Consider the following 20543-nt stretch of genomic DNA (forward strand, 5'->3'; position numbering starts at 1 on the left):
TTTCCCATCCTTTAGTCTTTAAGATTTTCGGCGATTTCGATTTTTCCTGCTTGTGCGGTAACTGCTTTAGTCGCTAAAACGGTAACGATCAGCATCAAGAGTGGACAGCCTAAATAGATCAATAAGCTTCCAGTCAGCTGAACATTAACTCCGCCCAATGCGGAAGCAACTAGACCAGACATTGCTTTTCCGACTGTCATGGATAACAATGTGCCGATCGTTAATCCAAGAACCAAGACGGTTAAACTGCGCGATAAATATTGCTGATTAATTCTTTGATTGGTAAAACCGATAGCTTTTAATGCGGCGATCTCTTTTTTATCCTTTGCCAATAGTAATTTCATGAATAAGGAAGTGATTAATGCTGTAATCACTAACGCGACGACTAGAGCACCAACTGAAATCAACCGCAGAGATTGGATTGTTGATCCAAACGTTTGATCACGATATTCCCGCGCATTATTCATTTTTGCGAAAGGCAAATCCTTTTTATATTGCGTCATTTTTTGCGTTACTTTGGCTGAATCTTTCAATCTAATATAAATATCGGTCCAAATATTCGTTGCTTTTTCGTCTTTGAATGTCGCCTTGGCCGTTTTCCCACCATTAAAAAGATTGGCATAAATACCGCAGACAGTGAAGGTTTCTTCTTGACCGTCGCGGATCAAAATCATTGAATCCCCAACCTTTTTACGATATTCCTCCGCATTTATTGTTGATAAAGCAAGCTCATTCGCTTTTTTGGGGGCGTTGCCTTTCAAATAGTCCACCGGAAATTTTTGATGATTGCCTAATTCGACTGACAAAACATTATCAGTCGTCCCGGCATCCTTAACATCAAAATTCTTGGTAACAATCTTACTAAAGTCTGCAACATCTGGATCTTGTTCTAAATAGGTTTCAATTTTCTGCTCAAACTTCGCGTTATTAGTCGATTGGTATAAGCTGGTTCCGATGTCCACCTTGCGGCTGAACCCCATATTCTCGACAAAAGCATCTGAGGAAGTCGTATGATAGACGAGCGCTGGAACAATCATAATAAAGGTTGATATGATGAAAACCAGCAGCATTGTCAAATAAATCTTTTTACGATTAAAAATATCGATAATCCCCAAGCGTGTATCAACTGAGAAAAAAGTTAATTTGCGCAGATTGAAGCGGGTCTTCGTATTGACCTTTTCATTTGAACCGCTAAAACGAATGGCTTCAACTGCCGAAACCTTTTTGAAGCGATTGAGCAAACTGTAGACATAAACGATTATCAACAGCATGACTGCCACGACTCCGATGATTGCCAGTACCCAACTCAATCCTTCATTATTACTTTCACCCATGAAAAGCTTGATGTTTTTCAATAGTAAATAACTCATCGGTAAAGAGATCAAATAACCTAGTAAGCTACCAACAATCGAAATTGCTGCATATTTTGCTAAATAAATCTTCTTAATATCTCTTATCTGTAACCCAATCGCCTTCATCACACCGATTTCCCGGTAATCCTCTTCAATTTTCGCTAGCAGCGTAAAACGGATACACATAAAAGTCATCAACACAACCAGCAAGCTGATCAGTAGCAGGATTCCGATCATGATGCCATCAGACATCGCATTTCCTAATTTGAATAACCGATGCGAACCACTTGGCCCGTTGACCTCCAATCCTGCTTTTTTATAAGCAGACTCAAATTGATTGAGTTTACTAGGATCTTTTAATCGGAATTCAATAATATATTCCAAGCGGCCTTTTGAAAAAAGTTCATCATAATCTTTTTGGTGCAGTAAAAGCCGCTTTGAACCGGCCATTTGCGAGTTCATTGTGCCATCTCGCAGAAAGCCCGTCACAGTAAATGTCTTCCCAGCAATTTTCGCTTTATCGCCAATCTTGGCGAACCCTTGCTTTTTGAATGCGACCGGCACATAAAGCTCGCCTGGTTGCGGCTGAATCGGTTGATTGTCCATATCTACAAAGTAATCAAGGTTTTTATTCTGAACAGCAAGCCCGTTATCCTCTACACTGTCCGCAAAACTATGCTCACCGATTTCAATATCTGAACCACTCAGATTTAGAAACTCAGAGGCTTCATAAGCCGCCACATTTCCATTATCCTTCACAAATTTAGCTAACCTGGGCTCATTCAGCTCTCCCGTGTGCATTTGCATGTAGTGTGGAGATTGCGTTTTTTCCATCAAGGTATCAATTGATCCGGCTAAATTCACACTCAAAATCATTGCCAGTGCTACCAGCATCGCAGCCACCGTGATGAAGATTGTTGTCGTTGCCGTAATCAGCTTGCTGTCCCGCACATCATTTCTTATAATTTTTCGATACATCATTTGTCACTCCTACCCTCATTAATAAGTTCTCTCTCTACTATAGAGAAGGAGTCTTTCTGGAACGTACACGAAATATTAACCTAGCATTAAAATAGTGAGTAAGATGAAAAACGGACCTTATTTCTTTAAAAACCTAACTATCAATTCATAAAAAAAGACTTCAAAGAGAATCATGAACCATCTCCTTGAAGTATTTCTATTTTCTAAAATCAAATGTAATTAACCGATCCATGATCTGCACTAGTTCTTCTATCGACTCTTTTTGCCCACGATTGATCCAGTCTTGCAGTACGCCGAACAGTGCGTTGCTCAAAAATATTAACGCATAATGTTCTTCGATATCATTTTCCAGCTCCAAATCCATTTGAGGGAAAATATTCGTACGCGCATTTTCTCGCATCATCCGCTTAATGTAGTTTTGAACTTCTATCGAGCCATTCTCTGAAATCAAAGCGGCGATGAGCTTGCAGTCATTTTGCAAATACGTCAGCATATTAAAAAATAGCTTCTTTTTACTATTCTCATTATTCGCCTGAACAAATTGATTGGCCTGATCGCGAAACTCTTTCAGATTCACTTCAATCAAGTCATATTTATCTACATAATGCAGATAAAAGCCGCTTCGGCTGATCTCCGCCTCTTCACAAATAGTCGTCACAGTAATCTGTTCAAATTTTTTAGTTTGAAGCAGACGTGTCATCGCTGACAGAATACTTTTTCGTGTTCGATAATAACGCAGATCATTCTCTTTCATTGCCGGTCCCTCCAAAAATAGTGAGCATTATTTTTCATTCTGTCCATTACAAGTCTTCTTTACTTGCATCACAGAGTCGTCGTTTTATAATCCATATAGTACAAAATGATAGACACGATGTCTAATAAATAGTAGGAGGGAATTATTTTGAAGACAGAAATAAATACCGTAGCAGAAATTTCTCACGCCTATAAAGCTTTCGAGAAGCGCGAGGTTTTGAAGGATGTCACTCTTCAAATCGAAGCCGGAAAAATTCTTGGACTAATCGGACCGAGCGGTGCTGGAAAATCCACTACCATAAAATGCTTGCTGGGCATGGAAAAGCTGGATCAAGGAGATACTAGTATTTTCCAAACAAAAATGCCTAATCGGAAAATCCTAAGCAGAATTGGCTACATGGGACAAAGCGATGCTCTATATGATGACTTAACTGCAAAGGAAAATTTATTATTCTTTGGGCAATTGATGGGGATGTCTAAAAATGAATTGAATCAGGCAATCACTAAAAATATGGATCTAGTTAATTTATCTGAATTTTTAAACCAACGAGTAGCTACTTTTTCTGGCGGTATGAAACGCAGACTTTCCTTAGCTACCACGCTATTATCCAATCCCGATCTAATTGTTTTAGATGAACCGACAGCAGGCATTGATCCCAGCTTGCGAGTCGCCATCTGGACGCAGCTGCGTTCTTTAGCCAACCAAGATAAAGCCATCGTTGTCACTACCCACGTAATGGATGAAGCGGAAAAATGCGACTATGTCGGCTTGATCATTGATGGAAAACTTTTCGCATTTGGCAGCCCGGCGGATCTTAAACAGAAATTTGAAGCAGACTCAATCGAGGAAGTTTTCTTAAAAGCGGAGGGTGACACAAATGAAGCGTTTTAATGCAATTTTGACCAGAGTCTTGAAAGAACTGATTCGCGATAAAAGAACCTTAGCCTTAATGCTGATCGCACCGATAATCGTTTTATCATTAATGAATGTCGTCTTCGATTCGAACTCAGAAACCCATGTAAAAATTGGGGTAGATGACACTGTTCCCACCTCTTTAGTGAACAGTTTTCCTTCTGATAAAGTTAAAACAAAAAAATATTCCGATGATGCGACCATTCATGAGACGATGAAAAAAAACAATCTAGATGCCTTTATCACAATCGATGGGGCTACCATTAAAGTAGCTTACGAAAATGAGGACCCCAGTAATACCGCGCAAATCAAAGGGATGATCCAAACTATTTTAACGGCTAGTAAAATGAAGGAAATTAGTAAAGATTTGCAAGAACTAGCTGTTAAAACACATACACCAATCAACATCCAGAACTTTAAAATTGAAGACTCCTATGTATATGGCAGTGCAGACAGTACTTTCTTTGACAAAATATTTCCAATACTAATTGGCTTTTTCGTCTTCTTCTTTGTTTTCTTGATTTCAGGAATTGCTTTATTAAGGGAACGGACTAGCGGGACTTTAGAACGTTTATTGGCGACACCAGTAAAACGCAGCGAGATCGTCTTTGGCTATCTAGTAGGATATGGGCTTTTTGCGATTATTCAAACCTTTGTGATCGTCTTCTTCTCGATTTATGTGCTGAATCTCCAAATCGAGGGAAGTCTGATTTGGGTACTCGCGACAAATATCCTTATTGCCTTGACCGCACTTTCTATGGGAATCTTCGTTTCCACCTTCGCCAGTTCAGAGTTTCAAATGGTTCAATTTATTCCGTTAATCGTTATTCCGCAAGTTTTCTTTTCTGGACTGATTCCGCTGGATACGATGGCTGACTGGGTACGATACCTGTCTTATATCTTCCCTCTGAGCTATGCCGGAAATGCTTTAACAGCTGTCATGATCAAAGGACAAGGCTGGGAAAACATCTGGCCAAATTTGGCAATCTTAGTATTATTCATCGCCGGGTTCACCTTGCTAAATATTACCGGTCTGAAAAAATATCGGAAGGTGTAATACCGGTCAATAACTCGTCCAATCAAAAAAGTGACTTATTTATCTCTTTTTCTATTGCTTTTATTTTTTAATGTGATATATTTATCTCGTTAAGAGACAAATATGTATCATTGGAGGAGTTAAAATGAAAAAGGGAAAAATTAAAAATTTGGTTGTTTCGGGGATTATTTGTGTCATTGTGCTAGTGCTGGCCACCGTTCATTCGGTCTTATACAACGATAGTCGCTTGGTAAAACCAACTGTGGTTTCCGAGTATGTATTCAGTGTGAAGGATTTACCGATGTGGATTGCCATGATTCTTGTATTTATCTATGTGCTGTATTTAGTAGTCACGTTTTTCAAGGTCATTTTGAAAAATAAAACACTGGAAAAGAATCGTACCAGAAAGATTCACCCAATGTTAGGACTTTTAGGATTTGCTGGATTTCTAGGTTTTCTTGGTTTTTGGACGTACAGTGAATTCGGTATCATTTATCCCTTCTTTGCTTTTGTCTTCTTCGGCTTTTTTGGTTTCTTTTTTGAAGGCAAGTTATCCGATACATTAAAAGATGAATTGTATGAAGAAAATGAAAAGAGAGCGGAACTGAAGGCTTATAAAATCGGCTTTCTATTATTATTTCTATCTATTTGGCTGATTGCCCGCGGGATGTTGTCTTGGAATCTTGAATGGTGTGCTATCTTTATGTTAAGCTCAATGTCGCTGATCTATGGAGTCGTATTATTTCTCAGTAAATATTTTTTATATCGATTTGAAACAGAGGCCTAACAAATGAATGTAAAATTCGAATGTCACTTAAAAAAATATCGTACGCTGAAGGGCTTGACCCAAGAACAACTAGCCGAGTTAGTCGGCGTACGGCGGGAAACGATCATGCGCTTAGAAAAGGCGCAATACAACCCGTCACTAAAACTAGCACTGGATATTTCAAAAGTTGTCGATACACCAGTCACCGAGTTGTTTATTTTCGAATAAAACAGTGTCCAGTAAAAGATTCATTTCTTTTGCTGGACACTGTTTTTACTATTTAACTGAACCAATCAAAAAGATTCCCAATGTAATTAGTGCGGCACCTAAGCTGATCACTTTTAGTTCTTTTCTTGTTTTTCGAACTTTTAAAATGAACAATCCGGCGTAAATTGAGATTAAGACTGCTAATTGTGAAAAAGTAAAGCTTTTGGCTACACCGATGATTGGCATCGTGAAGAATAGACTTATATTAGCAATACTCCACGCAATGCCCGTTCCAAAGTTTTTACGAATTTGATTTCCATCGATCGCATTTCTTTTCGTAATCGAAAACAAGATCGAAGATAGCCACATTCCGATTGCTTGCGGAAACAACACCTCTGCCCCGCTGGTTTTAAACGCTTGTGGTAAGGTGACGTAAAAGGTTAAGGCAATTGAGGATATCAGTAGACAGAAAACTGCTCTGCTTTTTATAGCAGATGATTGTTGCTGCATCCCTTCCTTTTCTAAATAAGCTGTCAAAATGATCCCTACAACAATCAAAAAAATTCCCATTATTCCTGTGATAGCAATCGACCAACTCGACCATTCGCCAAAAAATAATGCGGCAATAAAAGTCGTTCCAATTAATTGGGTTCCATTAGAAATCGGCATAGCCTCAGATACTGGCAAAAATTGAAAAGAGTGGAACTGCAAGTATTGTCCAAACGACCAAAAACAGCCTGAAAGAAAGGCGGCAGCAAAACCATGCCAATTATAAGAAGGCTGAACAATAAATGTAAAGAACATTCCCATCAGCAAGGCAATCGTCGTAGTCCCTAAAAGTTGATTGATCGGTTTTGCATTTGTTAATTTTGCAATAATCGGCATAAATCCCCAGCCTATTGCAGGTAATAAATATAAAAAGGTCATTCTTTTCTCCTAAATATTCTAATAATTTGTTCAAGAAAGTAGGTGTGACAAAAGTCTTGTCACACCTACTTTTTCCGTATAAACGGCGTTCCAGAAGTAGCTTCTTTGGAAATAAGCCGAAATTTCACAAAAATTTGAGAAGCAATTTCCGGAAATTCCTTCTTATTTCTTGAAGCTGCCCACTTCTATCACGGCCTCTTTCTCTTAAGCTAAAATTTAAATAGTTCATCTTGGACGGTGACCTTTTGGTTTTTCATTAACAGTTGGCCTTTAATTTTCTCAGGAAAAACTACGATAATCGTATCTTCTTTTTTTGAGCTGGTTAATTGCGAAAGATCCATGACGGCAAGCAAAGTCCCTGCCTTTACTTTTTGACCTTGTACTACCTGTATTGAAAAAGGGTCCCCCTTAAGCTCCACCGTGTCTAATCCCATATGAACTAATATTTTTTCTCCAGTTTTAGTTTCAATTGTAATAGCATGCAGTGTAGGAAAAATGCTCTCAACAATTCCCTCAATTGGAGCATAGACCTTGCCATCATGTTGACCGATCGCATAGCCCTCGCCCATCATTTTTGAGGAGAAAACCTCGTCTTTCACTGCTTCTAAAGGTAGAACGTGACCATTCGCAACAGATTTCAAAACTTTCTTTGTTTTAAAAAAGAGCATCTTCTCATCACCTCTAAACTAATTCTGGCCAGTAATCTTTGTTCGCCTCGATCATTTCATCTAAAACCTTTTTCGCAACGCGCGCATTTGGCACGGTTTGATTCAGTGTAAATGCCTGCAAAGCTTTTTGATAAGAGCCTTCAAAATAGGCATCGACTAGTAATTTTTCAGCCGCCACTTGAGCCTCCATCAATCCTTTGTGGAAATCACTGATCGGCTCTCTCAAAGAAATAGGTTCAACCCCCGTTGCTCCCACATAGGCTGGTACTTCGACGACCGCGTCTGATCGTAAATTAGGAATAGCGCCTTGATTTGGCACGATCAGCATAAAGCGGCGGCGTTCATCATTTAGTAAAGACGTGGCCATATCGACGATGTATTGACCATGTTCGCCAAAATTGAAGTTTAAAATATCTTTTGTCGCTCCACCACGAATCTTCTCTGCCATTTCTCTCGTATTTTTTTCTCTGCCTTCCATCACCATGTTGGCACGCGTATAGTTTTTATCGGAATGTTCCACCACCATATCCGAGTACAAATAATACTCCAAATAATTGTTCGGAATATTTTGCGGGAAGTTTTTCGTGATTACAGACATCATACTGAATGCTTCCTGCCAAGTTTTATCTCCGGCATTAAAATCAGCGACTTGCATTTCTTGAGTCGTCAGCTTTTCAATAATTTCAGGCATCACATCTCGTTTCAATTCTTTATCATAGATTGACGTGTACCAGCCGAAATGATTCAGACCATAATACGTCGGAATCCAATTTTTCCGATCATAACCATAATTGATCGCAATCGTCTCTTCAATTGAAATCGTCATATCACAGGCATTGATCATTTTCGCCTTAGGATATTGTCTGCGCACGGCCTCCGAAACGATTGATTCAGGATTCGTATAGTTGAGAATCCAAGCATCTGGTGCATATTTTTGAACATATCCAACGATCTCCAGCAACCCGCTCATTGACCTCATCCCATATGCGAAGCCACCCAGACCGCAAGTTTCTTGCCCGACTAAGCCGTGGCTCAATGGAATTTTCTCATCCTTTTCACGCATCTTCATTCCGCCAACTCGGATTTGTGAGAAGATGAAGTCGCATCCTGCAAAAGCTGTCTCCGGATCTCCAGTTGAAGAGATTACGACATCTTTAAAGCCTTCTTTTTCCAGCATATATTGAATAATCAAATACATATCGGCATTTCTTTGAGCATCAATATCATACAAACGAATCTCCGAAAGTGGTAAACGATCCGCATTGTTTAGAACCGCTTGAATAATTCCAGGTGTGTAAGTACTTCCTCCACCAGCAATTGTAATAATTTGTTTTTTCATCATAGTCTGCGTCCTTCCTATTGCTCCAATAATTTATTAAATTCTGCCATTACGTAGGTCACTTCTAACCCGATAATGACTTGGTAATTTTTTTCAGTCGGTTTGATTACACCGCTGACTCCCAATTGTTTGATTCGTTGTTCATCAACGACTGCTGGATTTTCAACTTCAACCCTCAGACGTGTATTGCAGCTGAATGCATCGGTAACATTTTCTTTGCCACCAAAAGCCTGCAGCATTTTTTTCGCCATGTATTCATAGTTTTTGCTAGCTAAATCTAACTCTTGCTCTTCCTCAACCGCCTCAGTTCCGAATTCTGTCGCCACTTCTCTTCCTAAAGTTTGAATATTGCGTTTCTTAATCAAGTAGTAAAAAGTAAAGTAGTATAGTGCGAAGAAGACAAGGCCGATTGGGATGATCAAAATGGCATTCGTCGCTATTCTAAAATTGATCAAATAATCGACGATACAGGCACCGAAAGTAAACCCAATCCGAATGTTTAGCAAATAGCAGACAATTCCGGCTAACCCAGCAAATGCGGCATGTATCACGTATAGCATCGGTGAAAGGAACATAAAACTAAATTCCACAGGTTCGGTAATATTTGAAATGAATGATGTTGCCGCCCCACTGCCCATGATCCCTTTGACCATAGCTTTATTTTCTTTGAAAGCAGCTCGATAAATTGCTAGACAGATTGCTGGTACGCCGAACATCATGACCACGAAGAACCCAGATAAGAATAGTCCTGCTTGAGGATCACCGTTGATAAAACGAGTCATTTCACCCCGGAATACTTCTCCACTCGGTGCGGTATAGCTGCCCAAGTCGTAGTAAACATACGTATTCAACACATGGTGAAGACCAAATGGAATCAGCAGACGATTAAGGAACATGAAAATCCCAACGCCCAAAGCACCCATATTGACCAACAATCTGGCAAAACTATCAATCCCCGCTTGAGCAAACGGCCATAAGAAACCAAACACCACTGACGTAATCGTTTGTAAAATCATGACCATCGTCAATGGAAATTTCTCACCGGCAAAGTAAGAAAAAACCATCGGCAATTTCTGTTCTTTGAAGCGATTGTAGGTCCAAGCCGCAATCAGCCCTGAAATGATTCCGCCGAAGATTCCCATATTGACAGCCGGATTCATAATCTCCAACCCTTTTTTCAACGTGGCGATCGCCAGAAATCCTGTAAGTGCTGGGATTCCCTTATCTTTCGTTTTAGCAAAACCAATCGTTACCCCAATCGCGAACAGGATATCCAGATTACCAAAGACCGCATTTCCAGCGGCGCCAATTACTGGAATGTTTAACATATCATCGGCTGAGAGACGCATGATCAACCCTGCCAACGGCATCGCGGCTACTGGAAGTAGCATGGCTCTACCTAACTTTTGAATATTTGCTTTGAAATTTGACATTTTTTGCTCCTCCTTAGGCTATATATCTTTGTACGTAACCAACTCAATCAACCGATCTTCTTTAACTTGCTGCGCAAATTCCGAATGAATCAAAAATTCAACCTGATTGATTCTCGGATAAACAAAACTCGACCCTTGCAGTAAGGCCTGATCAAGGTACGCCGTATGACACATAATTTCAATCGATTTTTCTTCCCGTAAAAGCTGCAATAAACGCTCTAAATATTGATCAATGGAACAATTGATTTGCCGCTTCTCGATAACAGTTTCCCCAACATCATCGAAGTACGGTTCAAAATAATCTACATGTCGAACTTCTGCTTTTTTCTCAAAATTTCCACGAACCGGCAAATCATATTTTTTGGCCAATGCAATGACCACTTCCTGATTCATTCCAAATGTATGTGTATGATGATGACTGTCTAAGTGCGTTGGAATAATTCCCGCTCGATACACCTTCTGAATCTGCGTATTCCATTCTTGATAAAGCTGATCTCCATCAACCTCAAAAGGTTGCGTATAAAATGATAAGTGCTTAAAGTTGTCACCATCCATCAGACTAGCTACATTTTTCAGCAGCGGCTTGCCGCACGTTAACGTCAAATGAACGCCAACACCTAGATTTGGCAGCTCTCTTTTTAGTTTCACCGCGTGATCAAATCCCGGCATATTCGCCATTAACGTTGTTGAGGTTAAGATTCCTCGTTGGTAGGCATCCACAATCCCATAATTCACACCGTGACTGTAACCAAAATCATCTGAATTGAAAATTACTTTTCCCATTTTTTTCTTCCTTTCTTTTTATACTAAAAATAGACGCAACCTAATGAGCACAGATTAATTTCTGTGGTTCAAAAGGTTGCGCCTACCTAATAGTTACGCCCTACTTATTGAATTCTTGCCAAGTGAATAGCCAAATAAATAACCTCATTTTCTTGAACAGCCAGATCAAACGTTTCTTCAATCATTTTTTTGATGGCGATTGCTGTTTGATAGGGTTTGCTATCCTTAAACGTGCTAGTGAAAAAACCGATATTCTCGGTTGGAGACTCTTCTTGATAAATCAAACGTTTCACTAAAAACTTGATATGGATCATCATCCGATGATAGGTTAGTGAGTCCTTATCGAACCGATAACCATAATTTTTTTCCAAGTCCTGTAAAATTACTTTAGTCATTTCCAGGATCTTCAAACTGTTCAAACTGTTCCGCTCACCCAACTCCGCATTGATAATATGCATCGTGATGAAGCCGACCTCATTGGCGCCTAATTCTGTATCGTAGCGTTGATTGATCAAGGAGACGACTTCATTGGCTGTGGTATATTCATCAGGATATAATAGCTTCATTTCTGGTAACATAATCGCTGTGACTTGGCTGTCTTCCTTTTTTCGTTGAATCGCGAAGTAGATATGGTCCGTCAGCGCAATATAAATATTCGAATCTAAAGGTGAAGCAATTCTTTTCGAAATAAATTGAATGATCTCTTCCGAAAACTCAAGAAATTCGATTGGAATTTGAGCTGCCATTTCACTAAACATTTTAGTTTTTTCCTTGGAATCCAAGGTGAAAAATTTATCTGCAAGAGTCGGGTCAAACATCTGATTGACGACAGCAGAAAAACCGATTCCTTTGCCCATCGCAATTTTTTCTATTCCTTCATCATCAATTAATACCACATTATGATTGATCTTTTTAACAACCTTCATAGTTGCACCGATCCTCTCTCTATAAATGCTCCCGAATTTTTAATTTAAGCAACAAAAAAACGACCCAAGGAAAGTGTCTTTCCTAGGTCGTGCCTAATTTAATAGTTACACCCCATCTGTTTACACGCTCAATATAGCAAATAAAAAAAGCGCTGTCAACGATTTTTCGAAGTCTCTTTTTTTATGTCTTTATTTTCCCAATAACAATTCCTAAGCTTCGAAAAAGCTGCTCATTTTTGAAATCACTAGATCGAAGAATTAATATTGAATTCTTTTTATAACAGATAACCAATGTAAATCTAAATTTTTATACTATTCAATACTAAAAAAAGAATCCCGCTTATCATAAAACACCACCAAAATAACGAAGCTCATAGTTCTATACTGACTATGAGCTTCATAAAATTCAGATAAAAATTGTCTAGTTAAACAGTTTTTGATTAGTCATCTGTTTCAGATTCTAATACGTCACCTGATTTCGCATCGATTTTAACTTCGGTTTCTTTGTGGCCATCCATTACTTTGACTTCCCAGTATGTTTTCCCCATGTCTTTGTCCAAGCTCCAATCAGTAGCCTTTCCTTTGCCGACATGTTTTACAGCGATATCAGAAACTTTTTCAACACTCAAAAGATTGTCTAAATCCAGTTTATCTTCTTTTCTTTTCACGCCATCTTTATCTTCTGTATCTAGGTTCTCTTCACGTTCCTTGGAAACCTCTTTTGTATCTGCATCTACTCGTACTTCGTATTCCTTGTCGTCGTCGACACCTTCGATTTTATACAAATACTTGCCGAAAGATGTTTCTAAATCAACGGATGTAATATCGCTATCCGGATATGCCTCCTGATATGCCTTGATCGCATCATCTACACTAACTTTAAAATTCGTATTCGCTTCGCTGCTTGTTTGGCTATTGCTCGTTTGACTCGTTTTTTGTGTGCTGGAGCTTGAACTTGCCGAATCATCTGAATCTGTCCCACAGCCAGCTAAACCTCCCAATAATGCAACAGATAAACCTAAAATAACTATTTTCTTCACGATTATTCTCCCCTTCTCTCATTTATGTCTCTTATTTTATAATCTTTCTTTTAAAACTAAATACATCTGGCGACCTATTATAACTACTTTATCATCCCAAATAATTTATGCAATATAAAAGATCAGGTTTTAATTATTTAATTTATGTGTAATCTCACAACCAATCATTCAACCCAATTCGACGATACGTCGATTGTAGTTTTCCAATTTCGTGTTTAAACTGATGAAAAATCAATGGAGGAAGCTATGCATCCAGCAATCAGTGTAAACAATCTTACCAAAAAATATAAAGAAAAATCCGTCGTTGACGCACTCAGTTTTGACATAGAAAAGGGCAGCATTATGGGATTGCTTGGACCAAACGGCGCCGGCAAAACAACGACTTTAAAAATGTTGACTCATCTGATCAATAAAACTGCCGGCGAAATTTTGATTAATAATCTTTCTTTAGAGGCGCATCCAAAACAGGCCCTTCAAATGGTCGGCGCCTCGTTAGACACCCCAGCTTTTTATAATGAGTTCACTGCGCTAGAAAATTTGAGTTACATCGCCAAGTTGCATGAAAACATCAGCACCCAGAAAATCACACAATTACTTGAGCTGGTTGGACTTTCCGCAGAAACAACAAAAAAGGTTCGACATTATTCACTTGGGATGAAACAACGCTTGGCTTTAGCAAGAGCATTGATTCATGAGCCCAAAATCGTCATTCTTGATGAGCCTGCTAATGGACTTGATCCACAAGGAATGCGGAAACTTTATCAATTGATCCGATCATTAGCACTGGAAAAACAGGTGACGTTTATTATCTCTTCTCATCAGCTTTCCGATATGGAGGAATTATGTACGGATGTGATGATCTTGAACAAAGGGAAAGCTATTTTACACGGGAAAACCAAAGAGCTAGTCCAAAGAAAGAATGATTTGATCATTCTTTCTTTGGAAGATTCTCAAAAAGCATTCAATTGGCTGCAGGCCTCTTCACAAATTTATCTCATAGATCAACATGAATCAGATTTCCATATTCAACTCAAAGACATTTCCTTTGATACTTTTTTGAAGCAACTGGCTGCCAGTGGTTTAGTGATTCAGAGATTGAGTATTAAGCAAAAAAGTTTAGAGGATCTTTTTGTAGAATTGACGGAGGGCTGGGATTGAGATGGCTATTATGACTCGTTTAGAAATAAAACGACTGCTGCAGCAAAAATTAATTTATTTTTTTCTCGGACTATTTATTTTTGCGGTCATTGCTAATTCTGGTCTGCTCACTTCTGCGGCCTTGCGAGAGTTGGTGGATGCGGATGACCGAATTTTAGGCGGTCATTACTTTCCCGAATTTATGCTGCGGTTTTATTCCACGAATATCGGCGCCCTTTTTATGGCGATGATCACGACCCTATTTATCTGCGAAGATCGTCAGGCTGGACTCTTGATTCAACCGCTGCTGCACGGCCGAACGAAAAAGGAAGTACTTACTGCCAAAATAAACATGTTTTGCTTGTTTTCGCTAGTGATGGTAATAATTATTGGATTGATTGTCTACACGACTTCGTATTTTCGCTGGGGGGCTCAAATTTTCTCTGCACCTATATTCTCTCAAACATTAATCAAATATGCTTTAGTCGCCTTTTCCTTTATCCCGTTAGAGTTGTTTTTGATTTTACTTGCTGTTTTTGCCAGACATACGGTCATAGTACTTGGTGAAACCTTTTTGCTCTTGATGTTTTTCGTTTTTCTCAACCATAGCTTTCCAAAAGCTGCTTGTTTTTTCCCGCTGTACTATCCTTACGAATGGATTATCCAGCAGGAATTTCAAGCATTGACTTTGGCGGAAATTTATCCTGGTTTATTGATTTTTTTAGTTTATTCTCTTTTGATTTATTTTTTCATTATTCATTGCTCGAACAAAATAAACTTTGATAGATAGGAGCCGCAAATGACACGCTTATTACAATTTCAACTTGCTAAAGCCTTTCGACAAAAAGCTTTTTTTCTTTATCTGCTTGCTTACACGATCATTCTCTTGTCCGAAGGTTTAGCATTTAAACAAAATCCGCAAAATGATTTTGCTCAGGCCTATGCTGGCGGAAAGTTTTTGATATACACATTGCAGCTGCAATCTGCCTTGATTGGTCCGCTGTTTTTTCTTTTGTTAGCAGCCTTCGCAATCAACTTGGAGCGAACAACAGGAACTTTTCATTTGCCCTTGATCAATGGTCTATCAAAAAAACAGCTTCTCCACAGTAAATTACTCTATTTGATAATTTTGATGATTAGCAGCATTTCATTCCTAACTCTGTTTGCGTTTTTAGTCAGTGGTCTGCTGAATGGTTTTGGTTTTGTGTTCAATGGATTAACGCAATCACTTTTCACTATTTTTCTGACACTTATCCCATTGTTAACTACTTGTATTGGGGCGGTACTGTTATGTCTCTATACCAAGAATGTTGCGATTACAATGAGCATTGGTTTACTAATTCTGCTGGTCGATAATTTATTGAACCAGTTTATGGCAGGTTTCGTTTCAAATTTTTCTTTTTTATTTTATAATTACGCTTTTTCACTTTATAATGGCCGACAGCTTCTTGCTAGGGATATTCCGTTGGGGCTCGGATTGAGTATTTTTTATGCTGCACTCTTTTACTATTTGGCTATGCGAAAAATTAAAAAAATAGAATTTTAAGGAAAAATCATGCTTAAGTTGGACGAAAAAGCCCTTTCACTTCGTTAAACTAGAGAAAAGCCTTGAGGAGAAGTGTCTATGTTGGAAAATTCGATGGGAAATTATATAAAAGAATTACGAGTCGCTAAGGGATTGACGCAAAAAGAATTAGCAGAACAAATCTTTGTTACGAATAGTGCGGTCTCAAAATGGGAACGTGGACTTGGCTGTCCGGAAATCAATACCTTGCCGTTACTAGCAACTGCCTTGGAAACAACAGTAGAAGAACTTTTGCAAGGAAGTGCTCTTTCTTTTGATGAGCCTCTGGTAAAAAAAACAATTGAAAAAGAAAAAAATTCCCCTTTGCCGCAAACTGCCTTGAAAGCACAAAGAGGAAAAGTTTTCTTTTTTACCTCTTCCATTCTATCGACCGCTTTCTTTTTAATGATTATTTTGATTAATGTGATCTTAAATCTTGATTCCGGTTTAAGCGGTGTACTGGATATCGTTCAACCATTAACAGTCGCTTGGATCGGAGCAACAAGTATTATCGGTTTTATTCCATGGTTGTTTTTCTATTTGATGGATCGATATCGAATGGTCGTGGATTAATTTTACGAGAAAGAGCGCTCGAACATGAGCCTCTTTTTTTAATGCTTTAAAAAAACCGCCATCTGCTTTTATGAACAGTTGACGGGGTGCCGCATTATTTTAGAATTTTATAGTATAAACTAGCCTGACCTATAACTTGCAAATCATGATATATTCTTCTTGATTTTCATCGATAATCTCAAAGCCGACTTGCGAATACATTTTCACAGCGTAATTGTCTTTTTGAACAGCCAATGAAGTCTGGGCATACCCCGACTCCTTCAATTTTTCTATCATCGCCCGCATGAGAGCCGTGCCAATCCCGAATCCACGATATTCTGGCTGTAATGAAATGGCGAATTCAGGTGTGTGATCATCGATTGAACCGAAGCCCTCAATATTTCTGACCCAAACAGCACCGACTACTTGGCTTTCGCTCTCGGCACATAAACAATAGTCTTCCTTATATCTGCCAAAATCTTGGATATAAATACTTATGCTGGGTTCATCCAATACTGATCTCGGAATAAGATTATTGGGGTCGCGTTGAAAGATTGCGTGATATAAAAATTCCTTTAGTAACGGATATTCTGAACTCTTTAGCTCTCGAATAAAATACTCCATGTGCTCCTCCTATTGATTTGACTTAATGAATCACCATTCGAATCAAAGCTAAAATAGTCAAATGTATTGGATAAAATCCGTAAAATCCCCATTTCACCCATTGCGGTGAATACCCTCTCTCACCATTATAAGCATGTAGCAAAGGAATCACCATCAGCGTACCTAAACCAGTGAATACTTCATAAAGCGGAAAGCGCTGCGGATCTGATAAATTCATCATTCCCAATATCAACACTAAGAAAGCCGTCATATAAACGACCGGCAACCAAATTCCCCTTGATTCATTCTTCCATTTATAGAACCCAAAAATTAATAATACTCCGATCAGAGACCAGTCAGATGCCATCGTCACTATTGAAAAGAAGATGACTAATAAATTCTGCAAAAAGGGAGATTTCACTTGCTCGTAAGCCATCAGTAGCAATAAACCCATCAGTAACGTGAAGAAAATATTATTGACCAGCTCAATCGGACTAAACGAATGGTTGCCGCCAAACAACATATGAAAAGGATAGATCGATACTAACCAAAATATGGCCATCCGTTCAGCGTACTTCCTGCGATTACGCGTATAGTGAAATCCTTCGACCAAAAGATACGCCATGATTGGAAAAGTCAGTTTGCCGATAAACTCTGTAAAAAAATAAAACGCATGTGACTGTTCGTAAATATCAAAACCACCACCAATGTGATTCAGCAGCATGGCAATTATTGCGATCACTTTTAATTTGAAACCATCAATTGATTTGTTCATATCCTACCTCCACCAAAAAATTATTACGTTAAGTATGCCATAGACTCGCTATTAATTACCTTACTTTGGAGAAAGTTGTGGAAAATACTTTGACTATTAATAATGTTTATTATTTTCAGTTAACATTTTTTCCTATATACTTAGAGGTATCTATCGATTGAAAGAAGGTTTAACATGAGACATGCCCTATCTTCTACTAAAAATCGTCAAATTGAATTAATTGAACTTCTCAGAACCGCAAACAATTATGTGTCTGTAAAGAAAATAGCCAAAAAAATTGAGGCCGTCCCTAAAACAATCATAAGCGATTGTCAAGAAATCGAAGACCAGTGGAGCGACATCGTTCAAATCGAGAAAAACGGCTCTGGGGACTTGCATCTAACAGAAAAAGATAATCATACCGTACATGAGATTTTCTCAGATATCCTTAAAGAGTCACCGACATTTCAGCTATTGGAAATCCTTTTTTTTCAACCAGGGAAACTGCGGACTGATTTGGAAAAGGAACTCTTTCTAAGTTCCTCCAGTTTGTATCGCCGGATCGTCAAATTGAACGAAGGGCTGGAGATGCGCGGCCTGCAGGTTGATCGAAACAACCTCACCCTTGTCGGTGCGGATGAACGACAGGTGCGGTTATTTATGGCTGATTATTTTTTGGAAGTTTACGATATTTATGAATGGCCATTTCAATTGGATCAAAAAAAGGTATTGGCAACGATTAATCATTTGAATGATCACCTCGAGTTAAAACTGAATTTTTTACAAAAAACAGAGTTTGCTTTTTTACTAGCAGTTAGTTTGATTCGTCAAGATCAAGGCTTTTTCAGTACTAAAAAGCAAAATGCTTTAGCCGCCGAAAATGTAAAAAGCTATGTATTGCCAATTCAGGAACTAATGGCACCTATTTCACTACCGGTTACTGAGGAAAGACAAAATGATTTAATCCAAACGATTTTTTGGTTTGATTTTGGCTGGGATAACGCGGAGGAAGAGGCCCGAATCGAACGCTTATGTAATCAAACGCTTACTTTGATGACGGATGCTTTGGGAATCGGTATTTCTGATTTAGGCCGCAAAAATTGTATTGCTCTACTAAAGGCGGTCTATGTTTCATATAAAGTTTATCCTTACGAAAAACACATCGCCTATAATCGTGACTTGTACAATAGTTTAACTGTTCAAAGAGATTTTGCCGTTTTTACTAAAGTATTGGAGAAAACCTTACGGGACCAAGAGGCAAAAACCCGTTTTCCTTGGTATTCCATGTATTTCCACCCGATCCTATTCAAGCTGTTTATTTATTGGGACGATCTGCCAGAACAATTAGATGCTTTGCGCAAACCCGTCGCAACCGAGGTTTGCAGCGATTTAGGTGCCAAGCATGCACAGTTTTTGGCGTATTATCTTAAAAAGAATTACCACGATAAGGTGTTGCTGGATGTCCAAGCAGATAAAATCTATGCCGAAGTCGCTCCGGAATCCCTTGTTTCCGATCTCTATGTTACTAATTTTTCTACACCCGAAATTCCTGAGGAACGACTATTTGTTGTGGAGGATGTCCCTTCTGCCAAAAACTTGTCTGCTCTAGGCAGGAAAATAGAAGAATACCGAATGGTGACCTTGATCAAACAACTTTCTTATTTAAATTAGCTGCGTAAAAGCGAATCGTACCTTTTCTAGGTCGATCCGCTTTTTTTATTTGTGCGTCAAGTTTAAATCAACTAAACATTCTAATCGTTCCAGCAGTTTTCTTTCGTTTGTCCCTAACACTGCGATTTGTTCACTCAACGGTTTCAACAGTTCTGGATCACCGGTTTTTCCTAATTTCCATAACTCTCCAGCAAGTAAATCCCATTTTTCAGCTAACTTAATAAAATCATTGCCGATAGCTGTAAACTCTTTGTCAGTTAAAATGTGAGCAGCCTCTATTAAAAACTCTCCGTACATCTTCCGAAAAATACCGCCGCCGGTTCCGCCATCTTTACTAATCTGAAAGTAATTGGTAATCCCCGCTGTCTTCAATTTTTTTTGATCGAGGGTACGCCACTTTACAATTTCTTGTGAAAATTTGGTGATACCATTGATACCAAGCAGCTTTGCGGGCGGATTCAGCATACTCTCACAAGTTTCCCTAATCGCTTCAGTGAGGGTCTCCGAATTCGGCGCTTCATAAGTTGTCATATCGAAGGTCAAGTATTTATTATTCGCCGGAAAGGGCCGGAACTTACTGCTGCGTGCCTGCGCCATTTCTTGATAACTTACTAAATGATACTCACTGGCGATCGGACCTTTGGGTGTTCGTATCGGAAAGTCCGAATGATCGCGATCGCTCACATAAAAAACTTCTTGTTCCTCATCATACCCAAATAGAACTACCGCGTGCCCGCCAAAATGACTGGACGGATTCATTCCTAAGTATTTCATAAAAGGCATATCCGCATAAATCAGAACCGGATGATCTTGCTGAAGCAACTTTTTCGTTTTTGTAAAACTGACTTCATAATTTTTGGGCTGATGGCAATTGATCTGGATCATTAATCGTTCAGCTAGCTTTTGCTCAAACTCGATTGGCTTCGTTCTGCCGAATACCATGGGCGAGTTAGCTAAATTGATATAAGTAAAGGCCAACCCAGAACCGATTCCAAATAGCATCGCTTCCGATAATGGACAGTGGTAATAGTCAAAAACCTGTTTCAAAGCATTGGTTATACAGTGTTCTCCACCCGCGGGTTTAAAGTCTTCAATAATATGTCGCATAGCATATGCTCCTTTCAACAAAAAGGCAGTC

21 protein-coding genes are annotated in these 20543 nt (G+C 38.9%); 9 read left to right on the forward strand and 12 right to left on the reverse strand.

Annotation, left to right across the window (positions count from 1 at the left end; all coding sequences use genetic code 11):
• Positions 1–11: 11 nt before the first annotated feature.
• Both PGP85_RS15045 and PGP85_RS15050 read right to left on the reverse strand, forming a co-directional pair.
• Positions 12–2333, reverse strand: coding sequence for an ABC transporter permease (locus tag PGP85_RS15045; protein WP_270328313.1), 2322 nt, complete (start codon positions 2331–2333; stop codon positions 12–14).
• 196 nt (positions 2334–2529) lie between these two features.
• Entirely contained in the window at positions 2530–3087 is a 558-nt protein-coding gene (locus tag PGP85_RS15050) for a TetR/AcrR family transcriptional regulator (protein ID WP_270328314.1), read from the reverse strand.
• 147 nt (positions 3088–3234) lie between these two features.
• Between PGP85_RS15050 and PGP85_RS15055 the strand changes: the two genes are divergently transcribed.
• The 4 genes from PGP85_RS15055 to PGP85_RS15070 all read left to right on the forward strand — a co-directional run bounded on the left by PGP85_RS15055 (position 3235) and on the right by PGP85_RS15070 (position 6029).
• The gene (locus PGP85_RS15055) at positions 3235–3978 is read left to right on the forward strand and encodes an ABC transporter ATP-binding protein (protein ID WP_270328315.1); all 744 of its coding nucleotides are present in this window, start codon (positions 3235–3237) and stop codon (positions 3976–3978) included.
• Entirely contained in the window at positions 3965–5056 is a 1092-nt protein-coding gene (locus tag PGP85_RS15060; protein WP_270328316.1) for an ABC transporter permease, read from the forward strand. The genes PGP85_RS15055 and PGP85_RS15060 overlap by 14 nt, the downstream gene beginning before the upstream one ends.
• 124 nt (positions 5057–5180) lie before the next feature.
• Complete coding sequence (locus PGP85_RS15065; protein WP_270328317.1) at positions 5181–5822, forward strand: DUF3796 domain-containing protein; 642 nt, start codon at positions 5181–5183, stop codon at positions 5820–5822.
• 3 nt (positions 5823–5825) lie between these two features.
• A complete protein-coding gene (locus PGP85_RS15070) occupies positions 5826–6029 on the forward strand; it encodes a helix-turn-helix transcriptional regulator (protein ID WP_010740190.1) in 204 nt (67 codons plus the stop codon).
• Between the two features lie 48 nt (positions 6030–6077).
• Here PGP85_RS15070 and PGP85_RS15075 read toward each other — a convergent pair whose 3' ends face one another.
• The 7 genes from PGP85_RS15075 to PGP85_RS15105 form a co-directional block, all read right to left on the reverse strand.
• Positions 6078–6935, reverse strand: a complete 858-nt coding sequence (locus PGP85_RS15075; protein ID WP_090404899.1) for a GRP family sugar transporter — start codon at positions 6933–6935, stop codon at positions 6078–6080.
• Between the two features lie 209 nt (positions 6936–7144).
• Positions 7145–7603: a PTS sugar transporter subunit IIA gene (locus PGP85_RS15080; protein ID WP_270328318.1), complete on the reverse strand. Its 459-nt coding sequence runs from the start codon at positions 7601–7603 to the stop codon at positions 7145–7147.
• 13 nt (positions 7604–7616) lie between these two features.
• Positions 7617–8945, reverse strand: coding sequence for a family 4 glycosyl hydrolase (locus tag PGP85_RS15085; protein ID WP_270328319.1), 1329 nt, complete (start codon positions 8943–8945; stop codon positions 7617–7619).
• A 14-nt stretch (positions 8946–8959) separates the two neighbouring features.
• Positions 8960–10375, reverse strand: coding sequence for a PTS transporter subunit EIIC (locus PGP85_RS15090; protein ID WP_270328320.1), 1416 nt, complete (start codon positions 10373–10375; stop codon positions 8960–8962).
• A gap of 18 nt (positions 10376–10393) precedes the next feature.
• On the reverse strand, positions 10394–11158 hold the full coding sequence (locus PGP85_RS15095; protein WP_270328321.1) for a carbohydrate deacetylase: 765 nt from the start codon (positions 11156–11158) through the stop codon (positions 10394–10396).
• A 104-nt stretch (positions 11159–11262) separates the two neighbouring features.
• Entirely contained in the window at positions 11263–12084 is an 822-nt protein-coding gene (locus tag PGP85_RS15100) for a PRD domain-containing protein (RefSeq protein ID WP_010740196.1), read from the reverse strand.
• 440 nt (positions 12085–12524) lie between these two features.
• Entirely contained in the window at positions 12525–13124 is a 600-nt protein-coding gene (locus tag PGP85_RS15105; protein WP_270328322.1) for a PepSY domain-containing protein, read from the reverse strand.
• A 246-nt stretch (positions 13125–13370) separates the two neighbouring features.
• On the opposite strand from PGP85_RS15105, the gene PGP85_RS15110 reads away from it, so the two are divergent.
• The 4 genes from PGP85_RS15110 to PGP85_RS15125 all read left to right on the forward strand — a co-directional run bounded on the left by PGP85_RS15110 (position 13371) and on the right by PGP85_RS15125 (position 16398).
• Complete coding sequence (locus PGP85_RS15110) at positions 13371–14282, forward strand: ABC transporter ATP-binding protein (RefSeq protein WP_270328323.1); 912 nt, start codon at positions 13371–13373, stop codon at positions 14280–14282.
• 1 nt (position 14283) lies between these two features.
• Positions 14284–15051, forward strand: a complete 768-nt coding sequence (locus tag PGP85_RS15115; protein ID WP_270328324.1) for a hypothetical protein — start codon at positions 14284–14286, stop codon at positions 15049–15051.
• 9 nt (positions 15052–15060) lie between these two features.
• Entirely contained in the window at positions 15061–15807 is a 747-nt protein-coding gene (locus PGP85_RS15120; RefSeq protein ID WP_270328325.1) for an ABC transporter permease, read from the forward strand.
• A 78-nt stretch (positions 15808–15885) separates the two neighbouring features.
• Positions 15886–16398 (forward strand): helix-turn-helix domain-containing protein, encoded by a 513-nt coding sequence (locus PGP85_RS15125; RefSeq protein WP_270328326.1) that lies wholly within the window; start codon positions 15886–15888, stop codon positions 16396–16398.
• A gap of 129 nt (positions 16399–16527) precedes the next feature.
• On the opposite strand, the gene PGP85_RS15130 is transcribed toward PGP85_RS15125, so the two are convergent.
• Both PGP85_RS15130 and PGP85_RS15135 read right to left on the reverse strand, forming a co-directional pair.
• Positions 16528–17001: a GNAT family N-acetyltransferase gene (locus tag PGP85_RS15130; protein WP_270328327.1), complete on the reverse strand. Its 474-nt coding sequence runs from the start codon at positions 16999–17001 to the stop codon at positions 16528–16530.
• Positions 17002–17023: 22 nt separating this feature from the next.
• Positions 17024–17755 carry a TraX family protein gene (locus PGP85_RS15135; protein ID WP_270328328.1) on the reverse strand — a complete coding sequence of 244 codons (732 nt, stop codon included), beginning with the start codon at positions 17753–17755 and terminating at the stop codon, positions 17024–17026.
• 174 nt (positions 17756–17929) lie between these two features.
• On the opposite strand from PGP85_RS15135, the gene PGP85_RS15140 reads away from it, so the two are divergent.
• Positions 17930–19405, forward strand: coding sequence for a helix-turn-helix domain-containing protein (locus PGP85_RS15140; protein WP_270328329.1), 1476 nt, complete (start codon positions 17930–17932; stop codon positions 19403–19405).
• Between the two features lie 45 nt (positions 19406–19450).
• Here PGP85_RS15140 and PGP85_RS15145 read toward each other — a convergent pair whose 3' ends face one another.
• Complete coding sequence (locus PGP85_RS15145) at positions 19451–20512, reverse strand: BtrH N-terminal domain-containing protein (RefSeq protein ID WP_010740205.1); 1062 nt, start codon at positions 20510–20512, stop codon at positions 19451–19453.
• Positions 20513–20543 lie beyond the last annotated feature (31 nt).

It is taken from the genome of Enterococcus malodoratus, assembly GCF_027659535.1.
In the GTDB taxonomy this organism is placed as follows: Bacteria; Bacillota; Bacilli; order Lactobacillales; family Enterococcaceae; genus Enterococcus_A; species Enterococcus_A malodoratus.